The organism is Streptomyces sp. SAS_272 (genome assembly GCF_052543235.1).
Genome location: NZ_JBMNDR010000049.1, coordinates 19,295 through 33,702, shown reverse-complemented (window position 1 = coordinate 33,702; position 14,408 = coordinate 19,295). Strand labels below are relative to the sequence as shown.

15 protein-coding genes and 1 pseudogene are annotated in these 14,408 nt (G+C 73.2%); 8 read left to right on the top strand and 8 right to left on the bottom strand.

Annotation, left to right across the window (positions count from 1 at the left end):
* Positions 1-26: 26 nt before the first annotated feature.
* Positions 27-275: a WhiB family transcriptional regulator gene (locus ACN6LD_RS25535; protein WP_319195544.1), complete on the top strand. Its 249-nt coding sequence runs from the start codon at positions 27-29 to the stop codon at positions 273-275.
* Between the two features lie 36 nt (positions 276-311).
* Here the strand turns inward: ACN6LD_RS25535 and ACN6LD_RS25530 are convergent, their stop codons facing one another.
* Genes ACN6LD_RS25530 through ACN6LD_RS25515 form a run of 4 tightly spaced genes read right to left on the bottom strand, consistent with a single transcriptional unit; the run spans position 312 to position 5,118 of the window.
* Positions 312-2,147 (bottom strand): sensor histidine kinase, encoded by a 1,836-nt coding sequence (locus ACN6LD_RS25530; protein WP_319195546.1) that lies wholly within the window; start codon positions 2,145-2,147, stop codon positions 312-314.
* Complete coding sequence (locus ACN6LD_RS25525; RefSeq protein WP_319195547.1) at positions 2,144-2,845, bottom strand: response regulator transcription factor; 702 nt, start codon at positions 2,843-2,845, stop codon at positions 2,144-2,146. The genes ACN6LD_RS25530 and ACN6LD_RS25525 overlap by 4 nt, the downstream gene beginning before the upstream one ends.
* A gap of 15 nt (positions 2,846-2,860) precedes the next feature.
* Positions 2,861-3,640 carry a L,D-transpeptidase family protein gene (locus ACN6LD_RS25520; RefSeq protein WP_445044371.1) on the bottom strand — a complete coding sequence of 260 codons (780 nt, stop codon included), beginning with the start codon at positions 3,638-3,640 and terminating at the stop codon, positions 2,861-2,863.
* Positions 3,641-3,699: 59 nt separating this feature from the next.
* Entirely contained in the window at positions 3,700-5,118 is a 1,419-nt protein-coding gene (locus ACN6LD_RS25515; RefSeq protein ID WP_445044370.1) for a M1 family metallopeptidase, read from the bottom strand.
* A 150-nt stretch (positions 5,119-5,268) separates the two neighbouring features.
* On the opposite strand from ACN6LD_RS25515, the gene ACN6LD_RS25510 reads away from it, so the two are divergent.
* Complete coding sequence (locus tag ACN6LD_RS25510) at positions 5,269-5,628, top strand: DUF488 domain-containing protein (protein WP_445044369.1); 360 nt, start codon at positions 5,269-5,271, stop codon at positions 5,626-5,628.
* 2 nt (positions 5,629-5,630) lie between these two features.
* Here the strand turns inward: ACN6LD_RS25510 and ACN6LD_RS25505 are convergent, their stop codons facing one another.
* From ACN6LD_RS25505 to ACN6LD_RS25495, 3 genes are all read right to left on the bottom strand, one after another.
* Positions 5,631-7,304, bottom strand: coding sequence for an FAD-binding dehydrogenase (locus tag ACN6LD_RS25505; protein WP_445044368.1), 1,674 nt, complete (start codon positions 7,302-7,304; stop codon positions 5,631-5,633).
* A gap of 71 nt (positions 7,305-7,375) precedes the next feature.
* Entirely contained in the window at positions 7,376-8,002 is a 627-nt protein-coding gene (locus ACN6LD_RS25500) for a TetR/AcrR family transcriptional regulator (RefSeq protein ID WP_319186977.1), read from the bottom strand.
* Between the two features lie 353 nt (positions 8,003-8,355).
* A complete protein-coding gene (locus ACN6LD_RS25495) occupies positions 8,356-8,787 on the bottom strand; it encodes a MerR family transcriptional regulator (RefSeq protein WP_319186976.1) in 432 nt (143 codons plus the stop codon).
* 54 nt (positions 8,788-8,841) lie between these two features.
* Here ACN6LD_RS25495 and ACN6LD_RS25490 point away from each other — a divergent pair, with 54 nt between their 5' ends.
* From ACN6LD_RS25490 to ACN6LD_RS25470, 5 genes and pseudogenes are all read left to right on the top strand, one after another.
* On the top strand, positions 8,842-9,846 hold the full coding sequence (locus ACN6LD_RS25490) for an oxidoreductase (protein WP_319186975.1): 1,005 nt from the start codon (positions 8,842-8,844) through the stop codon (positions 9,844-9,846).
* 33 nt (positions 9,847-9,879) lie between these two features.
* Positions 9,880-10,038, top strand: a pseudogene (locus ACN6LD_RS25485) (transposase); the annotation flags it as partial.
* A 249-nt stretch (positions 10,039-10,287) separates the two neighbouring features.
* Entirely contained in the window at positions 10,288-10,917 is a 630-nt protein-coding gene (locus ACN6LD_RS25480; protein ID WP_319186984.1) for an alpha-ketoglutarate-dependent dioxygenase AlkB, read from the top strand.
* Positions 10,918-11,062: 145 nt separating this feature from the next.
* The gene (locus tag ACN6LD_RS25475; protein WP_319186974.1) at positions 11,063-11,812 is read left to right on the top strand and encodes an MBL fold metallo-hydrolase; all 750 of its coding nucleotides are present in this window, start codon (positions 11,063-11,065) and stop codon (positions 11,810-11,812) included.
* Positions 11,813-11,821: 9 nt separating this feature from the next.
* Positions 11,822-13,057, top strand: a complete 1,236-nt coding sequence (locus tag ACN6LD_RS25470) for a DUF4032 domain-containing protein (RefSeq protein WP_319186973.1) — start codon at positions 11,822-11,824, stop codon at positions 13,055-13,057.
* Between the two features lies 1 nt (position 13,058).
* On the opposite strand, the gene ACN6LD_RS25465 is transcribed toward ACN6LD_RS25470, so the two are convergent.
* Positions 13,059-13,931 (bottom strand): universal stress protein, encoded by an 873-nt coding sequence (locus tag ACN6LD_RS25465; protein ID WP_445044367.1) that lies wholly within the window; start codon positions 13,929-13,931, stop codon positions 13,059-13,061.
* Positions 13,932-13,992: 61 nt separating this feature from the next.
* Between ACN6LD_RS25465 and ACN6LD_RS25460 the strand changes: the two genes are divergently transcribed.
* On the top strand, positions 13,993-14,349 hold the full coding sequence (locus ACN6LD_RS25460) for a VOC family protein (RefSeq protein ID WP_445044366.1): 357 nt from the start codon (positions 13,993-13,995) through the stop codon (positions 14,347-14,349).
* Positions 14,350-14,408: the final 59 nt, after the last annotated feature.

The following is a 14,408-nucleotide window of genomic DNA, read 5'->3' as shown; positions in this document are numbered from 1 at the left end:
AGACGACGAGATCGCAGGTGACTTCGATGGACGACTGGCGACAGCACGCCGCGTGCCGCCGCGAGGACCCGGACCTCTTCTTCCCGATCGGAACCTCGGGCCCGGCACTGATGCAGGAGGAGCAGGCGAAGTCGGTCTGCCGGCGCTGCCCCGTGCAGGAGGCGTGCCTGGAGTGGGCCATGGAGACGGATCAGACGCTCGGAGTGTGGGGCGGCACGAGCGAGACGGAACGCCGCGCCCTCAAGCGGCGCCTCAAGGCACGGCGCAGTTCGTGACCGCGAACGCGGTCCGAGCGGCCGGGCCTTGAGGACTCAGCCGTCTCCCGGCGGCGGTGCGGCGGGAAGCCGCAGGGTGAACACGCTGCCCTCGCCGGGGATGCTGGCCGCCGCGACCGTGCCCCCGTGGGCGTCCGTCAGCTGGCGGACGATCGGCAGACCCAGCCCGCTGCCGCCGGTGCGCCGGCTCCGCGACTTCTCCGCCCGCCAGAACCGCTCGAAGACGTGCGGCAGATCCCCGGGGGCGATGCCCGTGCCGGTGTCGGCGACCTCCATCACGACCCGGTCGCCTTCCCCGCGGGCGGTCAGTGTGACCGTGCCGTCCGCCGGGGTGTGGCGCACGGCGTTGGTCACGAGGTTGCCGAGGACCTGCCGCAGCCGCACCGGGTCGGCGTCCAGCCAGACGGCGTCGTCGGTCTCGGTGCGCAGAGCGACCCCGGCGGTGTCGGCGGCCACCCGGTGCGCGGCGGCGACCTGGGCGAGCAGATCGTCGGCGGACACCGGTTCACGGTGCAGGAGGAGGGTCCCGGCGTCGGCGGCGGCGAGATCGCGCAGGTCGTCGATGACCCGCTGCAGGACCAGTGCCTCCTCGTGCAGCGCGCCGAGCAGTTCGGCGTCGGGTTCGACGAGACCGTCGCGGGTGACCTCCAGCCAGCCCCGGATGTTGGTGAGCGGGCTGCGCAGTTCGTGGGCGACGTCCGCGACGAAGGCCTTGCGCTGCGCCTCCAGCCGTTCCCTGCGTTCGGCCAGGTCGTTGAACGCCTCCGCGAGGATGCCGGTCTCGTCCCGCGTCGTGACGGGAACCCGTGCGTGTCGGTCCGGCGGCTGCTGCGCGGCCTCCGTCAGGGCCCGCAGGGGGCGGACGAGACGGGTGGCGACCAGGGCGCTCACCGCGACGGTGACGGCCAGCACCAGCCCGGCCGCACCGACGACCTTCGCCTTGTTGGCCGGCGACATGTCCCAGCGGGGCTGGGCGCCGGTGTTCCCGCCTCCCAGGAACAGTTCGGCGACCGGTGCCACGTACGGGTCGAGCTGGACTCGGCGGCTTTCCTCGAGGCAGGTCTGCCCCGCCCGCATCGCCTTGGCGCCGCGCGCCTTGCCGAAGACGGGCCCGGGGGTCGCGTCCCGGCCGCCGGCGCCGGGCGTGCCCAGGCCGAGGAACAGCGGCGTCCCGGGATCGAGGCCCGCGCGGGTCAGGCAGCCGGCCGCGAGCCCCTGGAGCGTGGTCAGCGCCTTCTCCTCGGTGGGCATCGGGGTGTTGAGCCGGCCGTCCGCGCATTCGTCGGGCACATAGCCGGACGAGGTCGTGCCGTCGGCGTCCTCGAGCACCGGGCGGCCGCTCGGGGTCCGGGTCACGGTCTTCTCGATGTCGTACCGGGCGAAGCACGCCTGCCGTGCGTGGGCGGCGGCGTCGAGCTCGGCGCGTTCTCCGGAGGTGAGGCGATAGGGGCCCACCGCCCGCGGGTCGGTGCCGTTGAGCTGGGCGCCGCGCTCGGTGTACGTGTCGGTGCGCAGCGGGTCGACGGTGGCGGCGGCGCGCGGCGGCAGGGACGTGCCCCGTGGCGCCGAGTCGGCGAGGGGGGTGCGGTCGGTCGTGGTGAGGGCGATGCGTCTGCCGGTGACCGCGGACAGCTCACGCACCGTGTCCTGGACGCCGGTCCACTCGGGGTGGGTGGCCGCGTAGCCGCTGAGCCGGGCGAGGATGTCCATGTCGTCGGCGAGCGCCTGGCCCTGTTCCTCCCGCAGTGCGCGGGTGGTGGTGGTCACCGCCAGCCAGGCGGTCGCGGCCACCGAGCACACGGCGATGAGGACGGAGGCGCTCAGCAGCCGGACGAGCAGGCGTTTGCGCAGCGGTATCCGGGCGCGGTTCACGGCCGGCCGCCGCTCAGCTTGTAGCCGACGCCGAACACGGTGAGCAGCCGCACGGGCTTGCGCGGGTCGGCCTCGATCTTGCGACGCAGGTTCATGATGTGCACGTCGACGGCGCGTTCGGTGGAGGAGCGGTCGAACCCGCGGGTGCACTGGAGCAACTGCCGCCGGGAGAAGACCCGTTCGGGTTCGGCGGTCATCGCCAGCAGGATCTGGAACTCGGCCGGTGTGCATTCCACCGGCTCGCCCTCGCAACGCACCTCGTGCCGCTCCGGGTCGACGGCGAGCCCCGCGGCCCGCACGACCGGTCCGTCCCGTCGGTCGGCGCCGGCCCGACCGCTGCGCCGCAGGACGGTGCGGATGCGGGCCATCAGCTCGCGTGGGCTGTACGGCTTGGTCATGTAGTCGTCGGCGCCGAGTTCGAGGCCGAGCAGGAGGTCGTCCTCGGCGGCGCGGGCGGTCAGCATCAGCACCGGGATGTCGTCGTCGTCCTGCCGCAGCACCCGGCACACCCCGAACCCGTCGACGACCGGCAGCATGAGGTCGAGGACGACGAGGTCCGGCCGGTCCCGCCGCACCGCCTCCAGTGCGGCCGAGCCGTCGTGCACGACGGTGGCGGTGTGGCCCTCCGCGAGCAGCGAGCGGCGGATGAGCTCGGCCTGCATCGCGTCGTCCTCGGCCACCAGTACATGAGCGCACACGCGACTGCCCCCTCTTCAGCGTGCCAGAGAGGCATGGTCGCCCATGACGGTCACGGGGTGCAGGGCGGGGTCGAGGGTGCGCAGCAGTTCCCTCATGTGGCGCTCGGCGATGCTCACGCATCCGTGGGTGGGGCCGCCGTGGTCGACGTGGAACCAGATCCCGCCGCCGCGACCCGCGCCGAGCGGGCGGGTCCAGTCGAGCGGGGAGACACCGGGCGTGCGGTTGTAGTCGATGGCGACGACGTAGTCGAAGGAGCCTTCCAGCGACTCGCCCTCGAATCCGGTGCCGGGCGAGCGGAAACCCCTGCCGTGGTCGTAGGGGAGTTTCGTGCCGGGGTCGGGCAGCAGGCCGCCGGCGTCGGTGAGGCCGTATACGCCGATGGGCGAGCGCAGGTCGCCGCCCATGTGGTGGTCGCTCCAGCCGCGCAGGGCGTTGTGCGCCGGCCAGCGCTCGCCGGCCTGCCAGCCGGTCGCGGTGCGCCGGTAGAGGACGACGGTGGAGAGCGGGGAGTTCTTCCCGGCGCCGGTCACCACGACCGCCTGCCGTGCGTCGCCCGGCACCTGGGACCAGGTCCTCGGCCCGAGGCCCGGTATCCGCTGCGGCACGGTCCGGGCGGCGGCCGCGGGTGCGGGGGTGCTCGGCGCGGCGCTCGCCGCGGCGGGAGCGGCGGGCGCGCCGTCGGCCCCGGCTCCGTCGGAGGACGCGGTGCCGCCGCACCCGGTGAGCAGCAGGGACGCGGCGAGCAGTACGGCACCGGGGCGGGGCAGGGGCCGCCGGAGCGGGTTGGCGATCATGGGTCGACTCTCGCCGACAGGTGTGTGGAACTCGTCAGGTTGCGGGACCTGTTCGCCGGCTACGGCCTTGCGGGCTTGCCCCGGCCGTACAGCCAGGTCCGGAACAGGGGGCCGAGGTCCTTGCCGGACGTCCGTTCCGCGAGGCGTTCGAACTGGGCCGTGGTGCCGTTGCCGTTGCGGTGCGCGGCAGCCCAGCCACGCAGGATGCGGAAGAAGGCGCGGTCCCCGACCGTGGTGCGCAGGACGTGCAGGGTCATGGCGCCGCGGGCGTAGACCGGGGTGCCGAAGATGTTCGCGCCGCTGCCGGGGTCGCCGGGCGGGAAGGCCCACAGTCCGTCGGTGGCCGGGAGGGCGTACAGGTCGTCGAAGGCCTTCTGGGCGCTGTCGCCGCCGTGCTGCTCGGCGTAGAGCCACTCGGCGTAGGTGGCGAAGCCCTCGTTGAGCCAGATGTCCTTCCAGGAGGTGAGGGAGACGGAGTCGCCGTACCACTGGTGGGCGCTCTCGTGGACGAGGGTGCTCAGGGAGGGCACCCGGTCGTACACCGGCCTGGTCTGGGTCTCCAGGGCGTAGCCGACGTTCGGGGCGTGGTCGACGATCGCCCCGGCGGCGCGGAACGGATAGGGCCCGAACAGCCGGCTCTCCCACTCCAGCACGGAGGGCAGTTTCTTCAGCACCGGCGCGGCGGCCGCGGCCTCGTGCGGGTCGACGGCGTTGTAGACCTCGAGTCCGTCGCGGGTGGTGTACTGCTCGACCTGGAACTTCCCGACGGTCGCGGTGGCGAGGTAGGCGGCCATGGGCTCCTTCTGCCGCCAGCGGTAGGTGGTCCTCCCGTGCGCGGTGCGCCGGCCGACCAGGACGCCGTTGGCGACGGCCGCGCGGCCGGCGGGGACGGTGATGGCGAAGTCGTAGGAGGACTTGTCGAGGGGGTGGTTGTTCGCCGGGAACCAGGTCATGGCGCCCTGCGGCTCGCCGGCGACGAAGGCGCCGTCGTCGGTGGGGATCCAGCCGTCCAGGGACCCGTCGGGGTCGGTCACCGGGCCGGGGGTGCCTCGGTAGGTGACGGTGATCCGGAAGCGCTCGCCCTTGCGCAGCGCGCGCTTGGGGGTGACGACGAGTTCCTGGCCCTGGCGGCGGTACGCGGCCTTGACGTGATCGACCGTCAGGCCGGTGACGTTCAGCCCCTGGAAGTCGAGATCGAAGCGGGTCAGGCGCTGGGTGGCGCGGGCGGTGAGGACCGCCTTGCCGTCGAGGTGGCGGCTGCCGGGGTCGTAACGGAGGCTCAGGTCGTAGTGGGCCACGTGATAGCCGCCGTTGCCGGCGAGCGGGAAGTAGGGGTCGCCGACGCCTGCCGTGCCCGTCGGGCCGGCCGCGGCGGCGGGGCCGGCCGCCGCGAGCAGCGCGGCCACGGCGACGGGGACGGTGGCGGCGACGGCTTCGCGGCGCAGCAGGGCGGTGGTGCGTCTGCGGGGGTGTGTCACGTGCGCTCCTGGGGGGTGGCCTGTGATCAAACGTCCTCAGACTAGGACCGGACGCCGCGGTGTTCCCCCTCATTCAGGTCAAGCCGAGCGGTGCCCTCGGACGTCCCGGGACTACGATCGAGACGATCCGCCAACCCTGGGACGGCCAGAATGAAGGTCCGCGTACGTCGCGTCTACGACCCGCCCGAGCCGCAGGACGGTGTGCGGGTGCTGGTCGACCGGCTGTGGCCGCGCGGGGTGTCCAAGGAGGCGGCTCGCGTCGACGAGTGGCCCAAGGGCCTCACGCCGTCCACGGAACTGCGCCGCTGGTACCACGCGGGCGAAGGCTCCCACGAGGAGTTCGCCCGCCGGTACGAGGCGGAGCTCACCGAGCCCGAGGCGTCCGAACTCCTCGATCACGTACGCGAGTTGACGACGAGGGGCCCGGTGACGCTGCTCACCGCCGCGAAGTCCCCCGAGCAGAGCCACACGGCGGTGCTGGTCCGCCTGTTGACGGCGGACCGGCCCTGAGGTCAGCCGGTCTGCTTCGCCGCCGCCCGCCCGGCCGCCCGCCCGGAGAAGAGGCAGCCGCCGAGGAAGGTGCCTTCGAGGGCGTTGTAGCCGTGGACGCCGCCGCCGCCGAAGCCGGCCACCTCCCCTGCCGCGTACAGGCCCTCGACCGGCTGCCCGTCGGCGCCCAGGGCGCGTGAGTCGAGGTCGGTCTGGATGCCGCCGAGCGTCTTGCGGGTGAGGACGTGCAGCTTGACGGCGATCAGCGGCCCGGCCTCGGGGTCGAGGACGCGGTGCGGGGTGGCGACGCGGCCGAGCCGGTCGCCGATGTAGCGGCGGGCGTTGCGGATGCCCTGGACCTGGGCGTCCTTGCTGTAGGGGTTGGCCATCTGCAGGTCACGTGCCTCGATCTGCCGACGCAGTCCGTCCACGTCGAGCAACGGCTTCCCGGTGAGGGCGTTCATCTTCTCGACGAGCTCGTCGAGGGTGTCGGCGATCACGAAGTCCGCGCCGTGGTCGAGGAACGCCTGCACCGGCGCCGGGGCGCCCTTGCCGAGCAGCCGGTCGCGCAGCACGGCCCGGCGGTCCTTGGCGGTGATGTCGGGGTTCTGCTCGGAGCCCGACAGCGCGAACTCCTTCTCCACGATCTTGCGGGTGAGGATGAACCAGGAGTGGTCGTGGCCGGCGATGTCCTCGGTCGTGCGCAGGTACTTGAGCGTGCCGAGGGTGTCGTAGCCGGGCAGGCACGGGTCGGGCAGCCGGCGGCCGAGTGCGTCGAACCACAGGGAGGACGGGCCGGGCAGGATGCGGATGCCGTGGCCGGGCCAGATGGGGTCCCAGTTCTGTATGCCTTCGGTGTAGTGCCACATGCGGTCGCGGTTGACCAGCCGGACGCCGGCCTCGGCGCTGATGTCGAGCATCCGGCCGTCGACATAGGCGGGCACGCCGGTCACCATCTCGGCGGGGGGCGTGCCGAGCCGCTCGGGCCAGTAGCGCCGCACGATGTCGTGGTCGGCGCCGATGCCGCCGCTGGTGACGACCACGGCCCGGGCGGTCAGCTCGAACTCGCCGATCGGGTCGCGGCTGGAGGCGACGCCGCGCGCGGAGTCGTCGGGGGCGAGGACCGTGCCGCGCACGCCGCGGGCGGCGCCCTCCTCCATGACCAGTCCGTCCACGCGGTGACGGTGGTAGAAGGTCAGCAGTCCGTCCCGGGCGGCCTGCTTGGCATGGCGTACGAACGGATCGACGACGCCGGTGCCGGTCCCCCACGCGACGTGGAAACGGGGCACGGAGTTGCCGTGCCCGTCCGCGCGCAGGTCGCCGCGTTCGGCCCAGCCGACGGTCGGCACGAAGGAGATCCCGTGCCCGGCGAGCCAGCTGCGCTTCTCCCCCGCCGCCCACTCCACGTAGGCGCGCGCCCAGCGCACCGCCCAGGAGTCCTCGTCCTCGGTCCGGTCGAACTGCGCGCTGCCCTGCCAGTCGCTCCAGGCGAGGTCGAAGGAGTCCTTGATGCCGAGGCGGCGCTGCTCCGGGGAGTCGACGAGGAAGAGGCCGCCGAAGGACCAGAACGCCTGGCCGCCGAGGTTGGCGGCGTTCTCCTGGTCGACCAGGGCGACCCGCCGGCCTCTGCTGGTGAGTTCGTGCGCCGCGACCAGGCCGGCGAGGCCCGCTCCGACGACGATGACGTCCGCGTCCATGGCGACCGTTGCCCTTCTGTCCGTGTCTGTCTGAAACCGTCTGAGTGTGTCTGAGATGGTGTGCGTGGTTGTCAGGCGTGCTGTCCGCTGCCGTCGGTCAGCAGCGCGGTGAGCAGTTGCTTGAGCCAGGCACGGGCGCTGTTCACGTCCTTGTCCAGCAGCAGTTGGGCGGTGACGCCGTCGTAGGCGGCGACCACCGCGCGGGCGGCGCAGTCGGCGTCGCCGAGCACGGCGGGCAGCGGCGTGTGGCCGCGGGCCCGGGACAGCCGGTCGGCGATAGCGCGGCGCAGTCGGGCCCGGTGTTCGAGCAGGGTCTGCGCGACGGCCGGGTCACGGGCGGCATGCACCAGGAAGTCGGTCTTGACCAGCAGCCAGTCCAGGTCGAGGAGGAGCACCTCGGTGACGCGGTCCACGGAGGCCGGCACGTCGAGGTCTGGCCCGTCGCCGGCGAGGGAGTCGGCGACCTGCCGGGCGATGACGTCCGCACGTTCCTGGTAGAGGGCGAAGAACAGTTCGTCGAGGCTGCCGAAGTTGGAGTAGAAGGCGCCTCTGCTGTACCCGGCGGCCTCGCAGACCTCCTCGATGGAGACCCGGCCGAAGCCCTTGGCGGCGAAGACGGCGAAGGCGGCGTCGAGCAGGTTGGCGCGGGTGCGGACGCGGCGCCGGGTGACGCGCCCCGTCGTCTGCTGCGCCACCATGACCGCACCTCCGTTCGATACATGAATGTATCCGATACATCGACGTATCGAAAGGGGTCGGGTGACCGGGCGAGCCAGGTCCGGTTGTCACCCACTCGATCGTGGGGATCGGTGCATGCCGACGGTCTCCACGTTCCGTCCGCTCCGTCGAACCCGGCGACCTTCGCCGTTCGTACGGCACCCGGCCTGAGCCGGTCGCTCAAGAAGTGCATGCGAGGGTCGGCCGGCACGGACAGGGAGGTGAGCCCAGGGCGTCTGTGACGGCCCTTGGGCGGTGAACATCGACGCCGCCTCCAGCCGGGCCCACCAGCACGCCGCTGGCGCCCGGGCACCAGCCGCCGACCAGAAACAACCTAGTCCGCGGCAGCCGTCGGGTCCCACAGTCCGGCGGCCGTACCGCGGGCGACGTGCTCGGCGTAGACGCCGACCTTCCGAGCGATGATGGAGCGGCACTCCTCAAGGGCGCGGATCTGGCCCTCGACGCGGCGTTGGTGGGCGTCGAGGAGCCGCAGCCGCTCCGGCTCGTTGCCCGGACCCTGCCGGACCAGTTCTGCGAACCGCTTCAGTTCGGCGAGGGGCATCCCGGACTCCCGCAGCCGGACGCAGATCCCCAACCAGTCGACGTCGGTGGGGCTGTAGCGGCGGCGACCGCCCGCAGTGCGGTGGACCGGGCCCACCAGCAGGCCCTCGCGCTCGTAGAAGCGCAGGGCGTGGACGCTCAGGCCGGTGCGGTCGGCGACCTCGCCGATGCCGAGCGTTTCGGTGAAGGACTCGGTCGTCGCCATGCGGACACCCTAGGGCTTGATCTAGACCCTTCTCCAGCTCGTAGCGTCCTCGACATGAGCACTGAGACCGCCACCGCGCAGCATCCGATCAACTCCCCGTTCTCCGCGGCCTCCACCGCTGAGGAGGTCATGGCCGGGGTCGACCTCTCCGGCAGGACCGCCGTCGTCACCGGCGGCTACTCCGGCCTCGGCCTGGAGACCGCGCGGGCCCTGGCGGCCGCCGGGGCCCGGGTCATCGTCCCGGCGCGCCGACCCGAGTCCGCCCGGGAGGCGCTCGCCGGACTCCCCGGCGACCCCTGCGAAATCGTCCCCGTGGACCTCGCGGACCTCGGCAGCGTCCGCTCCGCCGCCGCGCGTATCCGGGAGGTCGCCGACCGGCTCGACTTCTTCATGGCCGTCGCCGGGGTGATGGCCACCCCGGAGCGGCGCGTCGGGCCCGGTTGGGAGTACCAGCTGACCGCCAATCACTTCGGGCACTTCGCCTTGGTGTGCGAGCTGTACCCGCTCCTGCGTGACGCACACGGCGCCCGCGTCGTCGTCTACAGCTCCGGCGGTCACGGGATCACCGACTTCCGCTGGCACGACCCGCACTTCCGCACCGGCTACGACCGCTGGCAAGCGTACGGCCAGGCCAAGACCGCCAACGTCCTGTTCGCCGTCCACCTCGACGCCCTCGGCCGCGGCGACGGCGTCCGGGCATTCGCCCTCCACCCGGGAAGCATCATCACCGAACTCCAGCGGGAGCTGACTCGTCGTGAACAGGTCGACCTGGGCTGGGTGGACGAGCAGGGCGCTGTGATCGGCGAGGGCTTCAAGACCCCGTCGCAGGGCGCCGCCACCGGTCTGTGGGCGGCGACCTCCCCGCTCCTCGCCGGCCGCGGCGGGCTCTACCTGGAGGACTGCGAGGTGGCGCGGGTCACCGACGAGGACGGGCCGATGGACGACGGCTGGGTCCGCGGGTACGCCGTCGACCCGGCTTCGGCCGCACGGCTCTGGCGGCTGTCCGTCGCGGCGACCGGGGCCGGGCCGATCGGCGAGGGCGCTTCTCATGGCTCTTGAACCGCCCGGTGGATCACGGGATTCACCGGGCAGGTGTCCAGCAGGGTGCGACGACGCGAACTGACCGATGCGCAGTGGGCAACCGTCAGGCCGTTGCTGCCGGCCACCGGCCGCCCTGGCGGGCAGTGGGCCGACCACCGGCGGATCGTCAACGGCGTGCTGTTCCGCGCCCGCACCGGGGCGCCCTGGGCAGACCTCCCCGGGCCGGCGCGCCGACGGCCCGATGCCCTGGTCGGCGCCGGCCGCACTGGTTCCACCTCTCGTGACAGGTCCCAGCCAGCGTGTCCCGGCTCAGAGCCCAGCAGAGCACCCTCCTCGGCCAGTGACAGATACCTCGCCCGAGTGACATGTCCCGCCCGGTCACAGTCGCCGATCGACCTCGTCCTCCACCCCGGGCACCCTGTCACGAACATATTTTCGATTAAGGCGTACGCTGGGACCATGACCGCGCACCACCTCCAGGGCTCCCTCTTCGACCAGACCGACGAGCTGCGCCTCGGTCCCCTCGACGGGCTGCGCCGCACCGTGCTCGGCGCGGGCGCCTGGATCGACGTGCTCCCGGGCTGGCTCACCGGCTCGGACGTCCTGTTCGAACACCTGGCGGCCGAGGTCCCGTGGCGCGCCGAGCAGCGCCGGATGTACGACAACGTCGTCGCCGTCCCGCGCCTGCTGGCGTTCTACGCGGAGCACGACGCGCTGCCCCATCCGGTGCTGGAGGAGGCCCGCCGGGCGCTGTCCTCGCACTACGCCACGGAACTGGGCGAGCCGTTCGTCACCGCCGGCCTGTGCCACTACCGCGACGGCCGGGACAGCGTCGCCTGGCACGGCGACCGGATCGGCCGCGGCGCCGACCAGGACACGATGGTCGCCATCCTCTCCGTGGGCTCCCCGCGCGACCTGCTGCTGCGTCCCGCGCGCGGAGGCGGGACCGTGCGGCGCCCGCTCGGCCACGGCGACCTGATCGTGATGGGCGGCTCCTGCCAGCGGACCTGGGAGCACTGCGTCCCCAAGTCCGGCCGCGCCGCGGGGCCGCGCATCAGCGTCCAGTTCCGCCCGCGCGGGGTGCGATGACGCCGGGCGCGCGAGCGGAGCGCCGACCGAGGGCGAGCGACCGCCGCACGGGTGCGACCGGCTCGGAACCCCGGCGTCCGCATCCGTCCGGTGATCTGCTTTGCTGTCCCCGTCGAGCACGAACCTCCAGGACACGGGGACGGCCATGCGGGCAGACGTACGGCAAGTGGCGGACGGCACCTACCTGGTGCACGGCTCGCACACCAACTGGGTGATCCTCGCCGAGGGGGACGCCTTCACCCTGATCGACACCGGCTACCCGGGCGACCGCGAGCAGGTCCTCGACTCCCTGGCGTCGGTGGGCGGTTCGCCCGAGGCGCTCACCGCCGTGCTGATCACCCACGCCCACAACGACCACCTGGGCTCCGCCGAGCACCTGCGCTCGGTGTACGGCGTCCCGGTCTATCTGCACGAGGCCGAAGTCCCGCACGCCCGCCGGGATTTCCTCCAGCAGGTGAGCGTCGGGGCGATCCTGCGCAACGCCTGGCGGCCCGGCGTCGTGCCGTGGCTGGTGCACGTGGTGCGCTCCGGCGGCGCCGAACAGCACCCGGTCGGCGCACCCGAGGCGTTCCCGGTGGCCGACGGCCCGCTCGACCTGCCCGGCCGGCCGGTCCCCGTGCACACCCCGGGACACACCGACGGCCACACCGTGTACCACCTGCCGCAGGCGGGGATCGTCGTCTCCGGCGACGCGCTGGTCAGCGGCCACGCGACCTCACGGGTGAAGGGGCCGCAGCTCCTGCCGGACATGTTCCACCACGAGCGGGCCCGTGCGGTCGAATCGCTGGACGTGATCGGCGGCCTGGCGGCCGACCGGCTGCTGCCCGGGCACGGCCCGCTGCACCAGGGGTCCGTACGGGCGGCGGCCGAGCTCGCCCGCGAACGCGCCGTCTAGGGTCAGGCCATGGCTTTGCAGATCAGCGCCACCAACCCGGAGCACCCGGCACTCCTGCTGGAGCTGCCCTGGCACCTGCCCCTGGAGGAGTGGCCCGAGGAGGTCCTCGTCCCGCTGCCGCGCGGCATCTCCCGCCACGTGGTGCGCTACGCCCGGGCAGGCGACGAGGTCATCGCCGTCAAGGAGCTCGCCGAACGGCCCGCGCTGCGCGAGTACGAGCTGCTGCGCGACCTGGACCGGCTCGGCATCCCCTCCGTCGACCCGCTGGCCGTGGTCACCGGCCGCACCGACCCGGGCGGAGGCTCCCTGGAGCCGGTGCTGGTCACCCGCCATCTGGGCGGTTCGCTCCCGTACCGCTCGATGTTCGAGACCACGATGCGCCCGGCGACCATGCACCGGCTGATGGACGCCCTCGCCGCGCTGCTGGTGCGGCTCCACCTGGCCGGTTTCGCGTGGGGCGACTGCTCGCTGTCCAACACCCTGTTCCGGCGGGACGCGGGCGCCTACGCCGCCTACCTCGTGGACGCCGAGACCGGCGACCTGCACCCGCAGCTCAGCCCCGGCCAGCGCGACTACGACCTCGACCTCGCCCGGGTCAACATCAGCGGCGAGCTGCTCGACCTGGAGGCGTCGGGGGCGCTGCACCCGTCCGTGGACCCGATCGAGTTCGGCACCGAGATCTGCGGCCGCTACGGGGCGCTGTGGGACGAGCTGACCCGCACCTCGGTGTACCCGGCGGGCAAGTACCACTACATCGAGCGCCGCATCCGCCGGCTCAACGAGCTCGGCTTCGACGTCGCCGAGATGCAGATCGAGCACTCCTCCAACGGCGACTCGGTGGCCTTCGTGCCGAAGGTCGTGGACGCCGGCCACCATCAGCGCCAGCTGCTGCGCCTGACCGGCCTGGACACCGAGGAGAACCAGGCCCGGCGGCTGCTCAGCGACCTCGAGAGCTGGATGGCCACCCAGGACGACTACGCCCCGGGCGACCCCCTCGCGGCCCGCCCGGAGGTGCTGGCGCACCGCTGGGTGCGGGACGTGTTCCGGCCCACCGTGCGCGAGGTCCCCCTCGAACTGCGCGGCTCCATGGACCCGGCGGAGATCTACCACGAGCTCCTGGAGCACCGCTGGTACCTCTCGGAGCGCGCGCAGCACGACATCGGGCTCGACGCGGTGGTCGCCGACTACGTCAGGAACATCCTGCCCAAGGCACGCGAGACCCTGGAACCGACGCTCCCGGAGTGAGTCAGCCCTGCGGCACGACGGCGACCGGGCAGTCCGCGTGGTGCAGGACTCCGTGCGCCACCGAGCCGATCCGGGCGCCCACGGCCGTGCGGTGGGCCCTTCTGCCGACCACCATCAGCTGCGCCCGGCCGGACACCGAGAGCAGCACCTGCCCGGCGCTGCCCATCTCCACGTGCTCCACCACGGGCACGTCCGGGAACCGCTCCCGCCACGGTTCCAGGGCCGCGGCCAGCGCATTCTTCTCGTACGGCTCCAGACCGCCGGCCTCGTCGGCGAGCCGGAGCGAGCCGGGGCTGTAGGCGAAGACGGGCGGCAGCGTCCAGGCCCGCACGGCGCGCACGGCCGCGCCCCGGGCCGCGGCCGTCTCGAACGCGAAACGCAGCGCGGCGGCGCTGTCCTGCGGGTCGCCCTGCTGGCCGACCACGATCTCCTGACCGCCGGCCTCGGCCGAGGCGCGGTCGCCCGCCCGTACCAGCACCACCGGGCTTTCCGCCTCGGCGATCACCTGCTGACCCACCGAGCCCAGCAGGAAGCCGACGACCGGCCCGTGCCCGCGGGAGCCGAGCACCAGCAGTTCCCCCTCCGCGGCCGCCGCGACCAGCGTCTCGACCGGGGCGCCCTCACGCACGTCGGTGGCGACCGTCAGTGCGGGGTGCCGCTCGGCGATCTCCGCGACGCTCCGCTCGGCCGCGTCGCGCACCCAGCGTTCCTGCGCGTCCCGGCCGGCCACGTCCTGCGCCGCGTTCGGCTGGAACCGCCAGGCGTGCACCACCCGCAGCTCCAGGTCGCGCCGGACGGCCTCGCGGGCCGCCCAGGCGAGCGCCGCGAGGCTCTCGTCCGTCCCGTCGACCCCTGCCGTGATCGGGCCCGTCATCCCGCCGCCTCCTCGTGTCGTGATCACATCCGTCGGCCCCAGTCTTCACTACGCTGCGGGCATGGCTTTGGAGTGGGAGCAAGTGATCGTCGACTCGGCCGATCCGGTGGCGCTCGGGCGCTGGTGGGCGGCGGCCCTCGGGTGGGTCGTGGTCGACGAGTCGCCCGACGAGTACGAGATCCGACCGGAGCCGGACCGGCTGCCGGGCCTGCTGTTCGGCCGGACGCCGGATGCGAAGACGGCCAAGAACCGGCTCCACCTGGACTTCCGGCCGGACGACCGGGACGCCGAGGTCGCCCGTCTGGTCTCGCTGGGCGCCCGGCACGTGGACATCGGCCAGGGCGAGCAGCCGTGGGTGGTGCTGGCCGACCCGGAGGGCAACGAGTTCTGCGTGCTGGGAGAGCGGCGGACGTCTTGACCGTGCGCGCCCGGCACTGTGCCGCCAGTGCACGGCCCGCCGACAACTCCGAGCGAACC